A 20,459-nucleotide genomic window follows, 5' to 3' on the forward strand; every position below is an offset into this window, starting at 1 on the left:
ACTGGGTTTAAATAATAGTCGGGAAAATGAACAGCGGCAATTTTAGGTCGCTAAGAGCTTCTTTGGTAGTGCTATGTTCAAAATAGCGCCTGAAAAAAGAATGTTGGTGATGAACTACCGCGAGGAGATCAGGTTTTTCTTCAGCGCAATGACGGTGTAGCCGGTCCGCAACTTCGCGGCCTCCGAGGTTCTTGAACGAAATATGGTCATACCCGAATTTGGCAATATGTTTTTGGAAAGCTTCTTCCTTTTCAATTTGCTGTTTCTTATCTTTTACCGGCTGGTTTACATGTACTACTTCAATACTGAACTTGAAGATTTTTCCCAGGCCAATTAAGAAATGGAGTGGCGTGATATCCGCTTCATCGAAGGTAGTAGCGAATATTATCTTTTTAATATTGTTAACACTGGTATTGGCTGGTACAACCAATACCGGGCGTTGTGTATGTTGAATTATTTTATTGGTTTCGCTGCCGAAAAACAAGTGTTCGATAGAGGTACCTGACGGAGCCCCCATCGTTATAAACACAATTTGGTTTTCATCAATTATTTGTTTGAGATTATCTTTCAGGTTACCGTCACCGCTTAAGCCTTTGAGCGTTGGCTTTCGTTCGGTTTTATCAATCCCATCTGCAATGTATTGTAGCGTATTTAATTGATGATCAAGTTTTTTCTTTGTTTCGGTAGTGGCTAAAAAAAACTCTTCTTCTACGTAGGGGCCTCCTGAAAAAGTAGACGCTACCGCTATGGTTTCATAGTTATGATACAAAAGTACGTTGGCATGCAGTTTACCTGCCAGTAGTACAGCCGAATTTGCAGCGTTTGATGAATTATCGGAAAAATCGGTGAGTGCGAGGATAGTTTTCATGATAATGAATTGAGTTTTTAAGTAACTGATTTGATTGCACAAATATTCACATCTCACTCCTCATTATAAATGACCATGATCATGACTGAGCTTGACTTTAAACATGAATGGTTAAATGCAGCTTGCATTTAATGCTCACAATCATAGCTCTTTGTGAGCAAGGTCATGTGAGGTTGAATAATCCATTCCGAATTTTGATCCATAAACTTAAATATACAACGCTATGTCAACATTAGTAAAATCAAACAACATCCCCTCATTGCGTTCAATGATGGAGGATTTCTGGAACAACGACAATTTCTTTAATCATCCTTTCTTTAATCGGGAGCTATTGCCCGCGGTAAACATCCGTGATAAGAAAGAGAACTATGAACTTGAAGTTGCCGCCCCGGGTTTCAAGAAAGATGATTTCAATATCGGTATTGAAAATGGTCTGCTAACTATCAGCGCCGAAACCAGAGAGGAACATAATGAGGAAAAAGAGAATTACACCCGCAAAGAATTTTCAAGCAGTTCCTTCACCCGAAGCTTCAACTTACCGGAAGATGTGGACGATGAACACATTAAAGCAAATTACAAGAACGGGTTGCTGACTATTGATATCCGTAAAACAACCCCTGCTGTTGCAGAGAAAAAGAAAATTAACATTGACTGATCAACCGCGTTGCGCCTGTACTTTGATTGTACAGGTGCAACTTCTTCTTTGATCAAACGCCGCAAAAAATATCAAACTATGGAAGCTGTAGTTTATAACAGGGTAATTGTCCCGTCCAGATATTGGATATTGATGCTGTTATCTGGTATCCTGCTTTGTGTTCTTGGTTTTTGGGTGATTTTATCGCCGCTGCAGTCGTATCTTTCTCTTAGTATTACGTTTGCCGCAGGAATGATGATGACCGGCCTTTTTGAAACTGTTTTTGCAATGATAAGTATCCGGCATATTGAACGCTGGGGATGGCTGCTGGCAAGTGGACTGATTGATTTAGCTATAGGTAGTTATTTGTTTACCTACCCAACAATAACTATGATGTTGCTTCCGATTATTGTTGGATTTTGGTTGCTTGTAAGAGGCATAATGGGTATAGGAAGCGCGCTTGATATGCGTGCTTACGGTATCGAGAGTTGGGGCTGGATCATGTTTAATAGCTTGGTGATCATTTTCTTTTCAGTTGGCATTCTTGCTTATCCTGCTTTTGGTATCGCGAACCTGATCGTATGGACAGGAATGGCGTTCTTGGGAGCAGGTATTTTCAGGGTGGTTATTTCGTTTAAGGTTAGGCATATCATCAGTCTTTCTTCGGGTAAAGCCAAAAGTTAACTAAATGCTGTTACTCATCGGAATTAGTGATGGCGGTCATGTTTTGAGGATCCCAGCCATTCGATATTTGTTGATAATGTTAAATCAGTGGATAATGAATTCTAACCAAAATAAAAATATATCTGCAAATGATTCAAGGGTAAATGTCTATATTATACCAACTGATGAGGAACTGATGATGGCGCAGATTGTGAATGAAATAATCCACATTTAAAATTATTTAAAGCAATTAAAATGACAATGATAACTGATATCACATCAATCGATAACGCGCCGTTAACCGGTGAATGTTTGGAAAAATTAGATGCTTATTGGCGCGCAGCTAATTATTTGTCTGTTGGCCAGCTTTATCTTTGCGATAATCCGCTTTTGGAAGAGCCCTTAAAAATAGAACATCTCAAGAAAATGCAGTTAGGTCACTGGGGTACCACCCCGGGGCAGAATTTTATTTATACTCACCTTAACCGGATCATTAACAGATATGATTTAAATATGCTTTATATTTCAGGACCCGGCACGGCGGACCTGCAGTAGCAGCAGGTACATACCTGGAAGGGACCTACAGTGAAGTTTATCCGGAAGTTAGCCAGGACCGTGCGGGATGAAAAATTTGTTTAAACGGTTTTCATTTCCAGGTGGTGTATCCAGTCATGCCTCTCCCCAAACACCGGGATCAATGCATGAAGGAGGCGAACTTGGATACTCGTTAAGCCATGCATTTGGCGCTGTGCTGGATAATCCGGACCTCATTGCTGCCTGTGTTGTAGGCGATGGAGAAGCCGAAACCGGTCCGCTGGCAACTGCCTGGCATTCTAATAAGTTCTTGAACCCGCTTACCGATGGCGCTGTATTACCAATTTTGCATTTGAACGGCTATAAGATTTCAAATCCTACGGTTTTGGCCCGTATCCCTCACATCGAGCTCGAACAATTATTTCATGGTTATGGGTACTTCCCTTTATTTGTCGAAGGTTCGGATCCTGCAATTATGCACCAGGCTATGGCTGCGGCCTTAGAGCAAGCGGTACACTTTCTAAAGCAAATAAAATATAATGCCATAGAGCATCCAGGGCAGGAGCGACCAAAATGGCCAATGATCATATTAAATTCACCAAAAGGATGGACCGGGCCAAAGGTTGTTGATGGAAAGCAGATAGAGGGCACATTTCGCTCTCATCAAATACCGCTTACCGTTTCTGAGTCAAGCCCGGAGAGTCATTTGCAAATGCTCGAAAGCTGGATGAAGAGTTACCGGCCCGGAGAGTTATTCGATACTAATGGTTGCTTAAAGAAAGAAATTGCGGAAATAGCACCAAAAGGCAATCGAAGGATGGGAGCAAATGCTCACACAAATGGGGGGCTTTTGCTCAGAGAATTAATTCTTCCAGATTTTCAGCGCTACGCATTTAACGTGAATTGCCCCGGTATTATGGGTGAAGGAGATGTGCATGTGACCGGCCGCTTTTTGCGCGACGTAACATTACTTAATCCTCAAAATTTCAGGGTTTTCGGCCCCGACGAGACTGTCTCAAACAAGTTAGAGGCAATTTTTGAAACTACCAGCCGTCAGTGGAACGCTGATATTAATATAAACGATGAATATCTTGCTCCAAAGGGGAGGGTAATGGAGATGCTTAGCGAACATCAGTGCGAAGGTTGGCTCGAAGGGTATTTGCTAACCGGCAGGCACGGGCTATTCAATTGTTACGAGGCGTTTATACATATCGTTGATTCGATGTTTAACCAACACGCCAAGTGGTTGAAAATGACGCGGGAGATACCGTGGCGGAGAAAGATAGCATCCCTGAATATCCTGCTTACTTCAACCGTTTGGCGCCAGGACCATAACGGTTTTACCCATCAGGATCCGGGATTCATTGATCACGTCATCAATAAAAAATCAGAAATTGTGAGGGTTTACCTGCCGCCGGATTCTAACTGCCTTTTGTCGGTTATGGCTCATTGCCTGGGCAGCAAACACTATGTAAATGTTATGGTAGCAGGGAAGCACCCTTCTCCTCAATGGTTAAGTATGGATGAGGCTGTGGTTCATTGTTCAAGAGGCATTGGGGTATGGGATTGGGCAAGTAATGATCAGGACTGCGATCCGGATATTGTCATGGCGTGCTGCGGTGATGTGCCTACATTAGAAACACTGGCTGCTGTATCCATATTACGTGAACATTTTCCGGATTTAAAGATAAGGGTTGTAAACGTTGTGGACCTGTTAAAGCTGGAAAGGCAATCCAGCCACCCGCATGGCTTGAACGACCATGATTTTGATGCACTTTTTACTGTCGATAAACCCGTTATCTTCGCTTTTCATGGCTATCCATGGCTTATTCACAGGCTTACCTACAACCGGACTAATAATAACAACATTCATGTAAGAGGTTACAAAGAAGAAGGCACAATAACGACATCTTTTGACATGACCGTACTTAACGAAATGGATAGGTTTCATCTCGTAATGGACGTAATCGATCGATTGCCGCATTTGGGTAGTAAAGGCTTATATCTCAAACAAAACCTAATGGACAAATTGGTTGAGCACAAACAATACATCAATATGAATGGTGAGGATATGCCTGAAATTAAAAATTGGCGGTGGAAAGCTTGAAAGGCGGTTACTTCCGAAAAAATAGTTTGGGCTTCTGATAGTTTTTTGGTTTTTTGTACGCCTTTGCTCACCGGCAAGCAACAACTTTTATTGATAAACAGCAATGAAGTTTTCCAAAAGCCGGCTCCGTTAAGCATGCGGATTGCATGTAAAGTATAATGCTTGCTGTGTTTTAAGGCCTGTTTTTTAAAATATTTCAGTATAAAGATAAGGCAGGCTATGGTCAAAGCAAAAGGCATTATTTAAGTTGCATTACTGGCTGGCCACAAGGCACCTTGATCACAAGAGCCGAACCTTTATATCCGGTTAAAACTCTTTTTGAGGTGACTCACCTTTAAGTTGTGTCCATAAAAGTTTGCCCTTGTCTGTGCCAATTACTTTCCACGTGGCAAAGGCTACTAAAAGTGGAAAAGGAAATGCCGAACCAAATCCTAAAGGCGTAATTGCCAGAAAAAAAATAATAGCTCCGGCGCAGGCGAGCGTTACCCAAATTCCTTTATATGCCAAACCAATGGCAATCAAGGCCTGGCCAATGGCAATTGCCGTAACCATTTGAATAATGTGTAAGCTGAACCAGCCATTTATGAAACCGACATAACCAAATGCATACCTGCTAAAACCAAGGTACGTATTTGGATGTGCCCTGCAAACCGTATAATTTGTCCAGGCCGCCCAGGCAAAAAGTAATGCAAGGGTCAGGCGCGTTATCCAGGGTTTTCGGAAAGATGACCAAAGAATCAGCAGTCCAATTATGTTTGAAAAGCCATACGCTACCAGGAGCATCGGAGATTGTTCCATATCTATGAGATTATGGGTAGTAAAGCGCCGCTCTTAACAGGCGGCGCTTCTGGGATTAAAAGGCAAGCTCTGGTTCTTCAATGTCAAGATTATTGACCACATGAAATACGCCTGGAGCAGCCCAGGCCACATCCGCAGCATCTTCGCTTTCGGCAAATGAACGTACCCTGCCGGTTAGAGTAACAGTGTTGCCGCTGATGCCGGCATGTACCTTAGTTGCATCAATGTTTGCGCTGCGCTGAAAAGCAGCACTGATCTTTTGTTCCAGCTCGGCAGGAGATATCCTGGGCCTTAGGGTTATAAGATTGATGACCGAACGCACGCCGGTGAGGTCTTGAATAGCGGTCTTCGCGCTAACCCTCTGATATTCCCATTCCAGTTCACCCTCCATAGTTACGGCACCATCTTCTACTTTGATTTTGATTTTGTCATCAGGCACAGCTGAATGCCATTTGAGCGCATTTAGCACTGCTTCAGCTATCTCTGTGTCGGTTTTCCGGTATACCGGCGAAACGCCGATCTGGATGTCTTCTGCTATAGCTTTAACTCCGATAACTTTTTTAGCTGCCCTTTCAGCCGTTATTTTTTTTGAAAATGTATCCACTGTACCCGAAAGGGTTACAATGCCATTTTTAACGGCCACACCAATTGCAGATGAGTTTAGAAATGGCTGCCATTTCAATTCATCCATTACATCTTTTTGAATTTGACTGTCTGTTTTCATGACTTGATGATTAAGTTAAGAAATTGTTTATTGTCCCTCAAAGTACTTGTAAAACAGTGTGATATGCCATGATTCAAATCAGTGATTTCGATGATGTTCATCAACTTTACGGGTGCTGCAGATAAGCCATTAAGCACCCCGCTAACAGTGGTAAAGATTATTGGTTATTGCTTACAAGCTAAGCTGCAATTAGCGCAAACAAGTAAGTGCAACACCTGTCCAATCATCTGAAAGTATATAGGATCCAGTTTTAAAAACAGTAGGTTATGCCAGTAAGTGAATCCGCCTGAAAGCTGTTGGCATAGCCGTTTTGTTCAGATAGCCTAAAAACTGCAATGCGATGGCGCATAGGAAAAGTCTCAAAAGCGCCATATCATAATCAATGATCCAATTTTTTGACAACGACATGTATTGATGGGGCGAATGCGCTAACCTATATCATTCATCTGTGTGGTACCTTCATTTATACGTAATCCCGGCTTTAGTTAACGCTCAGCCGGGGAAAACGAAGTGTGAAAACGGTTCCTAATCCGGGTTGGCTTTCAAATTTAATAGTTCCATTCATCAGGCCTACATACCGCGCTACAATATTCAGGCCAAGGCCCGTCCCCTGGGTTGTACCGGTGTTACTTGCCCGAAAGAAAGCACTGAATAAATGTGCCTTATCCGCTTCCGGAATTCCGATGCCCTGATCTGTAACTGATAAACTGCATTCTTTTGAGTTAAGCTCTGTATCAAGGCGGATCAGGGTGTCTTCACCGGAATATTTGATTGCATTTGACAAAAGGTTATTGAGGCAGTTTTTTAACAATTGCTGGTCGAGCGTTACTATTTGAAATCTTCCGGAACGTGTATAAATAAGTTTTTGACCAGGTTTGGCCAACACCTGCATTTCTAAAATGATTTCCCGGCAAAATTCTGCAAGATTAAATTCAGATGCCGAGATGCTGACCTTACCAGATTCCAGTTTTTCCAGAGAAAGGAAATCGCCGAGGATGGCGGAAAGGTCGTTGACAGCATTCTTGATCTTGTCGGTATGTTTGATAATATTCAGGTCGTGATAGGTTTCAGCATATTTGCTGATGAGGGAAGCCGAAAGTTTTATGGCGCTTAAGGGTGTGCGGAATTCGTGGGATGCCATTGACACAAAACGACTTTTCAACAGCCCCAACTCCTTTTCTTTTTGCAGGGAAAGGTTAAGCTCTGCGGTACGCCGGGCAACCATATCTTCGAGGTGTAAAGTGTAATTTTTTATCTGTTCTTCCGCTTTTTTTTGCCTGCTGATGTCACGGGCTATCGTTGATGCGCCTATTATTCGGTCCCGGGCGTCACGTATTGGAGAAATAGTCAGTGAAGTTGGAATAATGACACCGGCATTTGTTTTACGCAAGGTCTCAAAATGTTCTACCGTCTTACCGCTTCTTATTGCTTTGATAATACGTTTTTCCTCGGCCAGTTTGTCGTTTGGAATGATAAGTCCGATATGTTTTCCGATTACTTCATGAGGTTTGTAGCCAAAAATCCGTTCAGCGCCACGGTTCCAACTGGTGATTTGCCCGTACAGGTCTTTGGCGATGATAGCATCTTCGGATGAACCTACTATTGCGGCAAGCAGGGCCTGTTGTTTTTCATACCTGCGCTGGGTAGTAATGTCACTGAGGGTATGGATGGAGCCATCATAATTGCCATCTTTATCGCGTACAGCTATAGACGATACAAGGATGTAGCAGTCGGCGCCGCTTGATAACTGAAACCGGATCTCTTGCCGGACACTATCCTTTCGGACTCTAAGTCCCGTAGTCAATGGATTATAATTTGTATTAATAAGATGCCCTTCCTGGTCGTATTTGGTTAAAGTCGGATACCAGTCATCGTTACCTTTAAGCGGTTCTATTTCAAAGAGGGTGGCAGCAGCTGTATTATATGCTAAGAGCAAATCGTTTCGATCGCATAAATAAACCGCTACCGGTAATTGCTCATAGTATTGAATGAAGGTGGCTTGTTCATCATTCATCGTAAATAATATTTAACAGAGGTCGGATTTATTTATAAAAATAGTTATATATATATGGAGTTGTTAGGATTTCTCACTTTATGTAAACTTATGAAATCGGGCCTTATTGTGTTTAAAGGGCTTTACGGTATGATCTGAGGTCGTTTACTAATATAAATATTAACTTGATTTTTTCCAAAAAAATTTAATGAGGTATCAAACGTAAAATATCAAACGTGACAGAAATCATTGAATGGATGTTCAGTTTAAATTAAATTTGTAAGTATGGTTAACCATTATTTTGTCTTTATCCATAGGTCACGTAACGGGTTTTGTACTATAACCTTAACGCAAAAATAAATGTTATGGCAAAAGAACTAAACGCAGAGAGAATAACACAGTTGTTAAGCGAACAAATCGTTGGAAGGATCGGTTGCCATGCTGATGGCGTCACCTATATTGTACCCGTCACCTATGTTTATGATGGCGAATTTATCTATGCGCATTCAAAGGAAGGTATGAAGACGACGATCATGAATAAAAATCCGGATGTTTGCTTTCAGGTTGATGAGATACTAAACCTTGCAACTTGGTGGAGTGTGGTTATTTGGGGACGTTTTGAGGAGATTCACGGAGACGAAAGAGAAAAAGCTATAAAATTGCTAATAGAAAAAATAATGACACTCCTCGAAGAACGTCGTAGTTTGCCTGCCCATGGTGCGATTGAGCATGCACAGGCTGCTGCTGTACGTGAAGCGATATGGTATAGAATTAGAATTATCAACAAGACCGGTCGTTATGAAATAAATTAACAGGCATCCCACAATAAATTTAAACATTCAGTTGACAAATAATTTTTGTTTTCCCGACAAAACACTACGCAGGCCTCCTAACAATAATGCTTATAGATTTTACATGATTTAGTCTCCCTTAATGCGCCTGTATAGCGATTTGGTAGCCTGCCAGTTCCAGTCGGCAAATCTGCCGCGCTGTACAACGAGTTTGTTCTGCTCAGGGTATTGGATAAAATAATGGAATGCAAAACCGGCATTCGGGTTCTGCCAGCCTGTAATCTGACCAAAACGTAAATCATTGAACACAGTTGTGTCCTTCCGTAATTCCACAGTATAAAATTGTTGTGAAAACTGCAGGAGCCTGCCTATATCTTTTTGATATTTAGTGCTATTAAGTAAATGCGTGTTACGTGGGAAATAAGTTAATGCTAAATGTTGTTTTCGATCAAATACAGATCGGTATCCGGTATAATAACCGCTATCTGTCCCCGCGGTAACGTACCATAGCCAATTTTGAAGGGGGGCCGGAGTGGTAAAATACCTTGTGTACCGGATGTTTTGCTCTTTTAGCAGCGCCTTAACCGAGAGGTCCATCACCAATTTGTGTTTGTAACAGTATAACAAGTAAAAGCAACTTATACCCAAGCCTGCCGTATACCATATTTTTCTTCTCTTATAATCCTGTTTTAAATAAAGCAATGCGAGGAATGCAACGAGCGGCCAAATAGTAAAAAAGGGATCAGCGACGTAAATTAGATTGAACGCTATACGGGCTTCGTTAAACGGTTCGAACCAGCCAACTCCGTAATTATTGAGTGCATCCAACCCATCGTGCAATAATAAAAGCGACACGAAGAAGACACACCATTGCCGCCGGGATATATTTGAGCTCGGTGTCAGACGGTTGGCAGCAATCGTCAGCAAAGGGCAGATCATCGCACAAAACAAAAAAGAATGGGTGAAGCCGCGATGCGCCAACAGCGCTCTTGGGGTGGAGAACCAGAACGCGTTCAGGAAATCAATGTCTGGCAAGCTATGGATTGTTGCTCCCCATAACATTGCGCGTTTACCCAACCGGCGGCCGGCAAACGCTTCGCCTACGCAGGCGCCGATCGTAAGATGTGTTAGTGTATCCATAGCAGTGTTAAAATATTAAAAAGTACCGCGTGATATGCTGCTTTAGAACATCAAATCGGATGAGCATAATCATTTTAAAAAATATTTTAATAAAACGATTAACTTGAATGTACTTTGAATGGACCGCTGAGCCATCTTACAGATATCGAGATAGATGTGGATTAAGATGCTTTATCGGTGGCTTTATCGTTTAGGTTTGCAGGCATGCTACGGGCTGACAAATAATGTTAGCAAAGTTAAATCATCAATTATGACCTAATGATGCCAGAAACAACAGCTTTCAGACAGACTTGTTAAAAGCAGGCGGAAAAACCAGAACCGCCGATTGTTTGTCGGTGATTGCGGTTAAGGATTCACTCTGGCTAAAAAGTCTCGAAATTAAAGAATGGCGACCATGAGTCATTGCTAATACATTAGCTTGATGTGCCCGGCAATATTCATGCAAGCCTTTATGTACGTTTTTGCCAGGTATTTGGGTACAACTGAGTCCGCGTTGGGCAAGAAACTTACTGAAGGTAACTTCCGGGACAATATCGGCAGCCACTTCATTGGACTGTACAACATGCACAACATCGAGATGAAAACCGAGCGTTTCAGATAAATCAATTAAAAAATCTATCGCCGGCAAATCAGCGGTATTAAAATCGGTTGCAAAAACGACGTATTGAGGTATATACTGTTCAGCGCCTGTCGGTAAAATCAGCACAGGTTTGACAGCCTTGCGAATAACCGCTGCTGTATCGCTGCCCGTCAATAAGTGCTCCAGGGCGCTGTCGGACCTTCCGCCCATAATTACCATTTCAATTTCACGTTGGCCGGAAATTTCTTCTATTACGTCGCTCAGGGTACCTTCGCCGTTTTTTATCTCAATATCCGGGTGGTAGTGCGGTACACTACCGGCAAGTTTTTTCAGATGATCGGCTTCGAGACTTAATCTCTCCCTGGCATCGGCAAACAGCATGCTCGTGGTTTCTGTGACATAAGGACCCGCAGTGTCACTGGGAATCAACGGAATGAACGGCAGGGTATGATACAAAACAATGCCCCAGCCAAGCTTGGCCGAATACCTTAATGCTGCAGCCTCCGCATGTGCAGCGTTCGGTGAAAAATCCGTGAGAACCAGTAGCTTTTTCATTTGAATCTTAATTTAAGTGCTGTTATTGTACATGTGTTTTCGCATTTTTCATGCTTCGTCTGCAGTTTACCGCAGGCGGTTATTATTAAAGGTAACCTGCGCGTTCGCTCCTGGTTGACAGGTTTTTAAGTCAATCAAATATATTTACGCGCAGTTTGATTATAAATGATGATCAGCATAAAAAAAAATGATATTCAGCGTAATACAAAGATGATGTGAGCAAAGTTATCTATTTGGATGATGGGGGTCATTGTTACCGGTTTGTAACTATGTTTAATTTGGGCTTGAAAGAGACAAATATGGCTATAACGCTCAACCCGGAAATTCGTGAGATAATCAATACAGTGCATTACCGCGCTTGGCTATCCATGAAAACCCGTATCAATTCAAAGAATGAATTCGCCAATACAGTCAGAGTTGCTGCCGATAAAGCAAAAGCAGAATTGTGCAGCTGTTAATTTTATTAACTATAAAATGAAGAGGCTTATTATCTACTTGTTAGTGATGTTACCTGCAAGGGGAAGCGCCCAGGCTACAATGACCGACTTAAGCCTGGCAGCCGCAAGAGCGCTGCCCGCGGTGGTAAGGGTTACCTCTTACCTTTCAGACAGCTTATTATCCAGGCGCCCGCAATTGCCCGCGCAGATTGGTCAAAGATTCGACAGATCTGCTTATGATACACCTGTTAGTGATGCTTCAGGCGTACTTTTAAGTACTAACGGCTACATTATAACAAACGCCCATGTAATAGCGGCAGGAGATAGCGTGGTTGTTATATTACAAGATCGCAGGGCTTTCCACGCAACAGTGCTCGGGATAGATGCTGCGGCGGATTTGGCATTACTAAAAATACAGGCTGATGGCTTACCATTTTTGGAAATAGGAAATTCCAACTTGGTTCGCATCGGAGACCCTGTACTCGCTGTTGGAAATCCGCTGGAATTAAACTCAACGGTTACAGCCGGCATTTTGAGTGCCCGTTTCCGCGAAATCGACGATCTGGGCGCTGCGTCGGGCGTTAATTCATACCTGCAAACAGACGCTGCCAGTAATGAAGGCATGAGCGGTAGCGCACTCGTAGACGTGTCAGGGAAATTAATTGGTATAAATGCTGCAATACTTTCTCCTACGGGTTCATTCTCTGGTTATTCATTTGCCATTCCCTCGGGGATTGTAAAAAAGGCATGGCTGGATTTGGTTGCCTTTGGCGAGGTTCACCATGCTTCACTTGATATTGTTCTCCGCGATATGGATGCCAAACAGGCGGGCCGGTTAAAGACGAAGAATGTAAACGGTGTGCTGGTAAAAGGCGTGACAAAGGGAGGAGCGGGGGATCTGGCAGGTGTTCGGAAAGACGATATTCTGCTGATGCTCGATAAAATTACGCTTGAAAATACCGCCCAATGCAGAGAAATGCTGGCGGAACGAGCTCCGGGAGATCGCATTACCCTGGTTATTTGGCGAGATAACGGGCAAATATCGCTACCTGTTAAGCTTTCGGTGGATAATAACAGCCGGAATGTCGCAGGCAGCAAAGGCGATGTATGGCCTTTATTGCGCACTGTACATAGAAAATAAATCAAGCTTGAGTATGATTTGTTTGGAAAAAGCGGCCGAACTAATTTATGGAAGTGCGGTGTGTATGAGAGACGTTAAATTGACGAAGGTTATTTGCTTGATCTTTTGGTCCGAACAAATATGGTGATACAACTTGCCCAATATTCTGAAGTAATCTTTAGTTGGCATAAGTATATTTTATTAAATATTAATTTTTGATTTGGAAGCCTGGCGGGGCAATAATTTATTCTTTATGAACAGTGAAAAAAAATCAATGGCTGGCGAATTTGGGAACAACAGCCCTGGCAACAATAGGGGGTCCCTGCATCGTGGTCGTGTGGTTGAACTCGTCATACGCCGGAATTCCGCGAGCATCAGCGATATTGCCAGGGCGCTGCAGGTAAGTCGCCGGACGCTTTACAATTGGTTTGAAGCAGAGGATCTGGATTTTGAAATTGTTTGCAAAATAGGATATGTCTTAAATTATGATTTTACAAAAGAGTTTCCTCAAGAACTGCCCGAAAGGTTAGGGGCTGTCAACATACAAACATTGGGCGGTTTAGATGAAGGTAGCGAAAAGCCGGATGATCCGATTTATTATTGGATGAGAAGATACATTAAGTTATTAGAGGCATTTAATGAAAAACTTATGTCAGGAAAAAAACTGATCCGATAGTTTGATAATAAAATTTGATTTGCCATGTATTTACAGGGCAGATTGGCTATTCATTATTTTTTTTACCGGGCAAGGCTTTTAATTTCGCTACCTGAGGGGCGTCAAATATTACGCCACGGACACTTTCCAAAGCTGATCAAGGTCAGGTCGCCAGGTGATTCCGGTCATGTCAACTCTCGTTACTTTACGGTTTATTTACTTCAGCAATTACAAGTTATTTATTCAAAAAAACATGAAAACAGATCTTGAAATTCAGAAAGATGTGATGGACGAGCTTAAATGGCATCCTATCCTTCATGATGCAGAAATCAAAGTAAGCGTAAAAAAAGGTGTAGTAACACTTTGCGGGCAAGTGGATACGTATGGCAGGAAATTAGCTGCTGAAAACGCTGCCAGAAAGGTAGCCGGCGTGAAAGCGCTGGCTGAGAATATCCAGATTGGAGTATCTCCTGCGTACAACACAAACGATGGGGTAATAGCCGAGGCCGTGCTGCATGCCCTTAAATGGCATACAGGGATTCCTGAAGATAGTATTAAAGTAAAAGTGGAAAATGGTATTGTGATGTTAGAAGGAGAGGTGGAATGGGACGTTCAGCGTAACAGCGCCAGCACCGCTATACAGCACCTCCACGGTGTAAAAGCCGTAAATAATTCTATTACCATACGCCCAAAGGTAAGCGCTGATGATTTGGCAAAGAAAATAAGTGAAGCTTTTCTTCGCAGGGCCGCAATAGATGCCGCCAGGATTACAGTTTCTGTAAGCGGGAATAAAGCGACACTTACCGGCAAAGTGCGCTCTTTTGCCGAAAAGGAGGAGGCGGAAGATATCGTGTGGGCTGCGCCCGGAGTTACCAGCCTGGACAGTAAGTTGATTGTTGAAGAGCCTGAATTAATGTTGCAGTCACCCATCTGAGAGAATATGCAAGTAATCATGTAGCCGCAACTTGTTGTTTAAACTATGTGCCGCCCGGTTTGTTTACTGTTATGCCTGATGATGGTCAGTACGGTTGCTTCCGGCCAACGGAATTTTCCGTTATTTAATCCAGGATATTCATCAAACGGAACTACTGTAGCAGATACGGCCACGCAAACCCATTTTAAGCGCGCTGCGTTTCAATTGGCGCTGGGTGAGGTTATTCCCTGGTCTGTTGACCGGTATGTGCGAAATGTTGATTTCGCCTATATATCTTTCAGCACTGTGGCTCATAATCTGCAATCGTCGACCTGGACCTGGGATAACGGCGCTTTCGGCACAAATCAGTTCGCGTATCCTTACCATGGCAGTCTTTATTTTAGTGCGTTCCGTGCAAATGGTTATACATTCTGGCAGTCGGCACCGCCAACGTTCGTCGGCAGTTATATTTGGGAGACCGCTTCCGAAAAACAATACCCTTCACCGAACGATTTGATCAATACCAGTTTCGGCGGTATCGTCCTCGGTGAAATGACCCACCGTTTATCTAATCAGATTGTTAATAATCATACGCGGTTTTAAGCGGCAGTTTAGCGAAATATTAGCACTGATGGTGGCTAAGCAAAGTTGAGCTTGATCCTCAACTCCTTACCTTATCCGCAAATTATGACTATATCCACAATGAGGTTTTTTTATTAGCGCAAAGTGTCAAATTGAATTGGATTTCAGCTTTTACACTGAGCATGCGGTTGCAAGTCACAGCGAGTACAGGCGGCGGGCCTATCCCTATCTCCGGTTTTCTTGCCGGTACGGCTTGAATTTTAACTAAAACGGATATGACGCAGATCACTGTGACTGCTGACTGTAATCATATTGCACTGCCCTTCAATAAATTACATTTGACATATCATATAGAAATAATATGAAAAAGATCAGTGCAGCATTTGACGGCCTGAAATTCTCACAGGCAACCCTTGACTACGCTATTGAACTGGCAAACCGCGACCATATGGTAATTAACGGGGTTTTTTTGGAGGACTTTCTCTATCATAGCTTCGATATTTTTGACATGGTGGGAAGTCAGGGTGTTTCAGGAGATAAGCTGAACCGGTTGCTTAGAAAAGACCGGGCAACCTGTGATAGGACTATCGCCCTATTTAAAAAGATATGCGCTGAAAAGCAGGTTAGTTATGTAGTGCATAAAGACAAAAGTTTTGCGATCAACGAGCTGATCAAAGAAAGTATTTACAGCGACCTTACAGTTATCAACGTTATCGAAACTTTAAATCACTATCATCAGGAAAGGCCTGCACCCTTTATTAAAGAGTTCCTGGCCGGTGCTCAGAGCCCGGTATTGGTTGTTCCGCCGGTTTATCATTCAATCAAACGGATAATTATTTTGTACGACGGTCATCCGTCCTCTGTATTTGCGCTAAAAACATTCAATTCTTTATTTCCATGGGCAAATAAATACCCCGCCGAGGTTGTTTGCGTAAGCCAACGCCCCTTGGCTTTACTACCCGATGGAAACCTGATTGGTGAATATGTACGATGTCATTACGATGACCTGGTAACAACGCAGTTGACAGGCGATCCGGAAGATGTATTGCTTGACCGGTTGAAAAAAGTCGATCCGGGAGCTGTTGTGGTAATGGGGGCTTATAGCCGGGGAGCTGTTTCCCGCATGTTCAACAGTAGTATGGCTAATAAACTAATGGAAGTTTTGGACCTGCCGTTATTTATAGCACATAGCAAATAAAAACGGAGCTATTTATTTTATTAAATTGACAATTATGAAGACATTGATGATCGCGACTGATTTTTCAGCTAATTCCAGTCATGTTGCAAATTACGCTTACCGGCTTGCACAAGCCCTGGAGGCTAAGTTATTACTTTGCCATACCTTGAATGTACCTGCAGAAGTACCACAAAGCGGAACTGTTGCCTGGCCGGAGGCAGTTTATGACGATATAGACCGCGATAGCAAGCTGCAACTTTCCAAAATGAAAGAGGATATGTATGCAACAGGAAACATTGACAACTATAAACCAGAGATATTGTGTATTCAGGGCCCTGGTTTCGTTACTGATGTTGTAAATACGGAAGCTGATCGGTATAAGGCAGACCTGATTATCGTTGGCGCCCACAGTAACGACCATTTAGGGACCTGGATGGTTGGTAACCATAGCCGCAAAATGATAGAGTCGGCTGTACGCCCCTTATTACTGGTTCCGATAGGCGCGAAGTTTCAGCCAATCATGAGGATAGGGTTTGCCACCGACCTCAAACATATTAACAACGATTTGGACGCGTTGAAGAATGTGGTGTTGCTGGCAAGATCCTTAAGCGCAGAATTAATGTTAGCGCATATCCATTGGGATGTTGATGATCAGGATTACAGATTGGTGATTGATGCTTTAAAAGACGGAATCATGACCAAATACGGTTATGAAAAAGTCAGTGTCAGAACAGTCAACAGTAAGCATGTCGCCAATGGTTTAAATTGGCTCATAGCTCACGCCCACATAAACCTGCTTGCAATGGCTCATCATCAACATGGTTTTTTTGACCAACTTTTCCATGGAAGTCGGACACAACAATCGGCAGGCCACATGCCAGTGCCTTTATTGGTGGTAAAGTAGGCAGATAATTTGAAATTAAACTGAGAGGAAAAAAGATTAATCAAGTATAGGATAAGCGGGCAGCCTCCGCACCGATCAGGGACGAAATGGAATAGTGGTGCCTGGGCTGGCCGGCAGCGGCAGCATAATGCAACTATAGACGGTACCGCGCTAAAAATGGTAAATCGGTATAGTTAAAAATGCAGGTGCTGATTACGTTGCAGTAACGAATTTTCTTTTTTTCCTGCTTTGCATGTTCTCTGTTTATTGGAAATAGTTTATTGTTCAAATAAGTTGAAGATCACATAATATCATCAGAGCGTCTTTACTTATCCAGGAAAAAGCATTAGAATATTTAATAAATCATTTGTTAAATTGATTATAATATTATGAAGACAATCCTTGTCATTGAAGATAATAGCGATATTCGGGAGAGTACTGCTGAAATTCTCGCGATGAGCGGTTACAAAGTAATCACGGCCGAAAATGGAAAAAGCGGCGTTAAGACAGCCGTCAGGCAGCGACCGGATCTGATACTCTGCGATATCATGATGCCTGAACTTGACGGATATGGTGTACTGAACATTCTGAATAAAAACCCTTACACAGCAACTATTCCTTTTATATTTTTAACAGCTAAAACCGGAAAACCAGATCTGCGAAAAGGGATGGCTATGGGAGCTGACGATTATTTGACCAAACCGTTTGACGATAAAGAACTACTGCACGCAATCGACTGCCGTCTTCAGAAGCAGGAAAACCTCAAGACATTTTATAGTCGCTCTCTGACAAGTTTACAACGCCTGGCTTCCGAACATGTTCTTGGTAGCGATGAGTTAAAAAGATTGATTGCCGAACGAAAAGTGAGGCAGCTTAAAAAGAAACATATTTTGTACTATGAAGGCGATAATCCAGAAGGCATTTATTTGGTATTGGAGGGTTTTGTCAAGACGTTTAAGCTTGTTGAAGATGGCCGCGAATTAGTGACCGGGCTTTACAAAGCGGAAGAATATGTGGGGATTAACGAGTTATTCACAGACAAACATGTCGACACCGCTGAGGCGATAGATGATTCGGTGGTGTGCCTCCTGCCCAAGGATATGATCATGGATCTGATTTCACAATATCCGGATATTAGTCAGCAATTTATGAGAATTTTATGTAATAATATTCGTGAAAAAGAAGAGCAATTGCTGCAATTTGCATACTCTTCTGTTCGAAACCGAATGTTACAAGTGTTATTGCGCCTCCAGTCGCAATTTCCGGATCATAATGATTTTAAAATATCGCGTGATGAATTAGCAGCTATGGCTGGTATGGCTACAGAAACCGTTAGCCGTACACTTAGCGATTTTAAAGAAGAAGGCTTAATTGAAAGAAAGGGCAGCCATATACGGATATTGGATGCCATAAATTTTGCAAAAGCCAGACACTAAGCTACTTTCGGATATTTTTCTCACTCAGATAACGCAACATGCCGATGTCCCTTGTTTCGCTGGTCCGGAACACCGAAGCAGTTGAAGGTGCACGTGCGCTCAATCTAATCACTATAATAACCAGTTAATGACTGCGGTCCTTGAATCAAATAAATACGCAGATCAGGACATAATGTAATTCTTTACACCAGAAAAGCCAAACTGCAAAAATCGATCTGCAATCTGCAGTGCTTAGCAATTTATTCTATTACGACAACAGCCGAGTGAAACAGAAAATGCCAAGAGGCATTTTCTGTTTCCGGACTTAATTTAACGAAGGGGGAGTAGTATTTGATAGTTACTTTCGTCCCGGTATCGCTTTCTCACAGTAATATCAGTGTCCGCTCCCACTGCTTTATGGGCAGGATTCAAAAAACCAGATGCTGTAAAGTGATATTGCCCAGGGGGTAATTGCCTAAAAGTTACACTTCCATCAATAGCGGAAAGCTGCATTCCTTGATATGTAATGTTGCCTGAGTTGTCTTTTTCAGGCATCCCGGCATAGTAATAAACAGGAATATCTGGCACAGGTTGTTGGTTGTATTGTACCATAACATTAACATTCCCATTATATACAATAGCTTTTTCGCATGATGATAATATAGTGATGGTGACTACTGAGATGACTAATTTCATCGTGATATTAGTTTTCATATTTGACAGGCCTTAGTTTAAACTTTATTTAATTTTATTCCGCCTTATTCTTCATCATCATTAATAATGAATACGCACCTTTGGTTACAAAAACAGCGTTCGCGGTCATATCCTTTGTGGGCAACAGTATTTCGGTAAAGCCGTTTTCACTTTCGCCTATATTAACCTCGGTCATCTCAAACTGTCGGTTCCCGATAACTTTATAGATATACTGTTTACCTTCAAACTGAACAATGGCTTCGTTAGCTATGGCATATGCCTTAGTATTTTTTACTTGTACTTCTGCATTCATATAAGTACCCGGAACCAGTGTTTTATCGTAGGTTTCAAAATGGCAATGCACGTCTGCGTTCCTGTCGGCAGAAAGATCACGGCCAATCAGTAATATCTCGGCTTCGTGTTTTTTTGCCGGTTGGTTGTTGGTATAGGCCACCAGTTTTTGACCGATATATAATTTATCCAGATCCTTCTCATATACTTTTAGCGCCAGGTGGATATCTGTTGGGTTGACCAACTCGAACAGCACTTCCGTCGGGGATACGTATTTGCCGATATTGACATTTACTTTAGATACAAAGCCGGTGATAGGAGAGTATATATTTACGCTCCTTGATATTTTTGAAGCGCTGATAGTTCGTACGTTGATACCAATGAGTTGTAATTTCTCAGCTAATGAGCTAATTAACACTTGCTGGCTGCGGTATTCGGCCTCGGCCTGCTGAAAAACCTTGTCACTGCTCGCTTTGCTTTGGTTAAGGTCTTTTTGGCGGTTATATTCATTTTCCAGGTATCCTATCCGGGCCTTTGCTGTGAGATAATCCTGTTGTAACTGGATATATTGCTGGTCCTCTATCATCGCTATGGCTTCACCTTTATTCACATGCATGCCCGGCAACAACTTGGTTGATTTTAAATACCCACCAAGGGGGACACTAATGGAAACCATATTTTGCGGCGGAACATCGATTTTTCCATTGAGTTTTAACACAGATGATATTTCCCTTTGCTCAAGCTTGCCTGTAAGTATCGATGCATTTTTTAGCTGCGCATCCGTCAGGGTTACGATGTTAGTATTCTCTGCTTTACCTGTATTATCTGTTGCCGGTTTTTTTTCGCCGCAGGCAGATAGCAGAATAATGATGACTGATAAATATATAATGGGTTTCATGATCATAT

18 protein-coding genes and 1 pseudogene are annotated in these 20,459 nt (G+C 42.4%); 11 read left to right on the forward strand and 8 right to left on the reverse strand.

What is annotated here, in order from left to right; genetic code table 11:
* Positions 1–7: 7 nt before the first annotated feature.
* On the reverse strand, positions 8–868 hold the full coding sequence (locus DIU38_RS08765; protein WP_112653678.1) for a universal stress protein: 861 nt from the start codon (positions 866–868) through the stop codon (positions 8–10).
* 223 nt (positions 869–1,091) lie between these two features.
* On the opposite strand from DIU38_RS08765, the gene DIU38_RS08770 reads away from it, so the two are divergent.
* The 3 genes and pseudogenes from DIU38_RS08770 to DIU38_RS08780 all read left to right on the forward strand — a co-directional run bounded on the left by DIU38_RS08770 (position 1,092) and on the right by DIU38_RS08780 (position 4,806).
* Positions 1,092–1,523: an Hsp20/alpha crystallin family protein gene (locus DIU38_RS08770; protein WP_091164265.1), complete on the forward strand. Its 432-nt coding sequence runs from the start codon at positions 1,092–1,094 to the stop codon at positions 1,521–1,523.
* A gap of 78 nt (positions 1,524–1,601) precedes the next feature.
* Positions 1,602–2,186, forward strand: coding sequence for an HdeD family acid-resistance protein (locus DIU38_RS08775; RefSeq protein ID WP_129570057.1), 585 nt, complete (start codon positions 1,602–1,604; stop codon positions 2,184–2,186).
* Between the two features lie 240 nt (positions 2,187–2,426).
* Positions 2,427–4,806: pseudogene (locus DIU38_RS08780) on the forward strand (phosphoketolase family protein).
* A gap of 306 nt (positions 4,807–5,112) precedes the next feature.
* Here DIU38_RS08780 and DIU38_RS08785 read toward each other — a convergent pair.
* From DIU38_RS08785 to DIU38_RS08795, 3 genes are all read right to left on the reverse strand, one after another.
* Positions 5,113–5,604 carry a hypothetical protein gene (locus DIU38_RS08785; protein WP_112653675.1) on the reverse strand — a complete coding sequence of 164 codons (492 nt, stop codon included), beginning with the start codon at positions 5,602–5,604 and terminating at the stop codon, positions 5,113–5,115.
* A 55-nt stretch (positions 5,605–5,659) separates the two neighbouring features.
* Positions 5,660–6,328 (reverse strand): BON domain-containing protein, encoded by a 669-nt coding sequence (locus DIU38_RS08790; protein WP_112653674.1) that lies wholly within the window; start codon positions 6,326–6,328, stop codon positions 5,660–5,662.
* 481 nt (positions 6,329–6,809) lie between these two features.
* Positions 6,810–8,342 (reverse strand): sensor histidine kinase, encoded by a 1,533-nt coding sequence (locus tag DIU38_RS08795; protein WP_112653673.1) that lies wholly within the window; start codon positions 8,340–8,342, stop codon positions 6,810–6,812.
* Between the two features lie 344 nt (positions 8,343–8,686).
* On the opposite strand from DIU38_RS08795, the gene DIU38_RS08800 reads away from it, so the two are divergent.
* Entirely contained in the window at positions 8,687–9,133 is a 447-nt protein-coding gene (locus DIU38_RS08800) for a pyridoxamine 5'-phosphate oxidase family protein (RefSeq protein WP_112653672.1), read from the forward strand.
* A gap of 108 nt (positions 9,134–9,241) precedes the next feature.
* On the opposite strand, the gene DIU38_RS08805 is transcribed toward DIU38_RS08800, so the two are convergent.
* Positions 9,242–10,252, reverse strand: coding sequence for a metal-dependent hydrolase (locus tag DIU38_RS08805; RefSeq protein ID WP_112653671.1), 1,011 nt, complete (start codon positions 10,250–10,252; stop codon positions 9,242–9,244).
* A 280-nt stretch (positions 10,253–10,532) separates the two neighbouring features.
* The gene (locus tag DIU38_RS08810; protein WP_112653670.1) at positions 10,533–11,387 is read right to left on the reverse strand and encodes a universal stress protein; all 855 of its coding nucleotides are present in this window, start codon (positions 11,385–11,387) and stop codon (positions 10,533–10,535) included.
* A gap of 474 nt (positions 11,388–11,861) precedes the next feature.
* Between DIU38_RS08810 and DIU38_RS08815 the strand changes: the two genes are divergently transcribed.
* The 7 genes from DIU38_RS08815 to DIU38_RS08845 all read left to right on the forward strand — a co-directional run bounded on the left by DIU38_RS08815 (position 11,862) and on the right by DIU38_RS08845 (position 18,590).
* Positions 11,862–12,965 carry a S1C family serine protease gene (locus DIU38_RS08815; RefSeq protein WP_167516121.1) on the forward strand — a complete coding sequence of 368 codons (1,104 nt, stop codon included), beginning with the start codon at positions 11,862–11,864 and terminating at the stop codon, positions 12,963–12,965.
* Between the two features lie 232 nt (positions 12,966–13,197).
* A complete protein-coding gene (locus DIU38_RS08820) occupies positions 13,198–13,620 on the forward strand; it encodes a helix-turn-helix domain-containing protein (protein WP_112683112.1) in 423 nt (140 codons plus the stop codon).
* 232 nt (positions 13,621–13,852) lie between these two features.
* Positions 13,853–14,533, forward strand: coding sequence for a BON domain-containing protein (locus DIU38_RS08825; protein ID WP_112653667.1), 681 nt, complete (start codon positions 13,853–13,855; stop codon positions 14,531–14,533).
* Between the two features lie 78 nt (positions 14,534–14,611).
* Positions 14,612–15,115 carry a DUF3943 domain-containing protein gene (locus DIU38_RS08830; protein WP_167516122.1) on the forward strand — a complete coding sequence of 168 codons (504 nt, stop codon included), beginning with the start codon at positions 14,612–14,614 and terminating at the stop codon, positions 15,113–15,115.
* A 340-nt stretch (positions 15,116–15,455) separates the two neighbouring features.
* The gene (locus DIU38_RS08835) at positions 15,456–16,292 is read left to right on the forward strand and encodes a universal stress protein (RefSeq protein WP_112653665.1); all 837 of its coding nucleotides are present in this window, start codon (positions 15,456–15,458) and stop codon (positions 16,290–16,292) included.
* Between the two features lie 34 nt (positions 16,293–16,326).
* A complete protein-coding gene (locus tag DIU38_RS08840) occupies positions 16,327–17,175 on the forward strand; it encodes a universal stress protein (protein WP_112653664.1) in 849 nt (282 codons plus the stop codon).
* A 368-nt stretch (positions 17,176–17,543) separates the two neighbouring features.
* Positions 17,544–18,590, forward strand: coding sequence for a response regulator (locus DIU38_RS08845; protein WP_112653663.1), 1,047 nt, complete (start codon positions 17,544–17,546; stop codon positions 18,588–18,590).
* A 309-nt stretch (positions 18,591–18,899) separates the two neighbouring features.
* Here the strand turns inward: DIU38_RS08845 and DIU38_RS08850 are convergent, their stop codons facing one another.
* Complete coding sequence (locus DIU38_RS08850; RefSeq protein ID WP_091164374.1) at positions 18,900–19,283, reverse strand: hypothetical protein; 384 nt, start codon at positions 19,281–19,283, stop codon at positions 18,900–18,902.
* A 34-nt stretch (positions 19,284–19,317) separates the two neighbouring features.
* Positions 19,318–20,451, reverse strand: coding sequence for an efflux RND transporter periplasmic adaptor subunit (locus DIU38_RS08855; protein ID WP_112653777.1), 1,134 nt, complete (start codon positions 20,449–20,451; stop codon positions 19,318–19,320).
* Between the last annotated feature and the right edge of the window lie 8 nt (positions 20,452–20,459).

The sequence above is a fragment of the Mucilaginibacter metallidurans genome (assembly GCF_003286435.2).
In the GTDB taxonomy this organism is placed as follows: Bacteria; Bacteroidota; Bacteroidia; order Sphingobacteriales; family Sphingobacteriaceae; genus Mucilaginibacter; species Mucilaginibacter gossypii.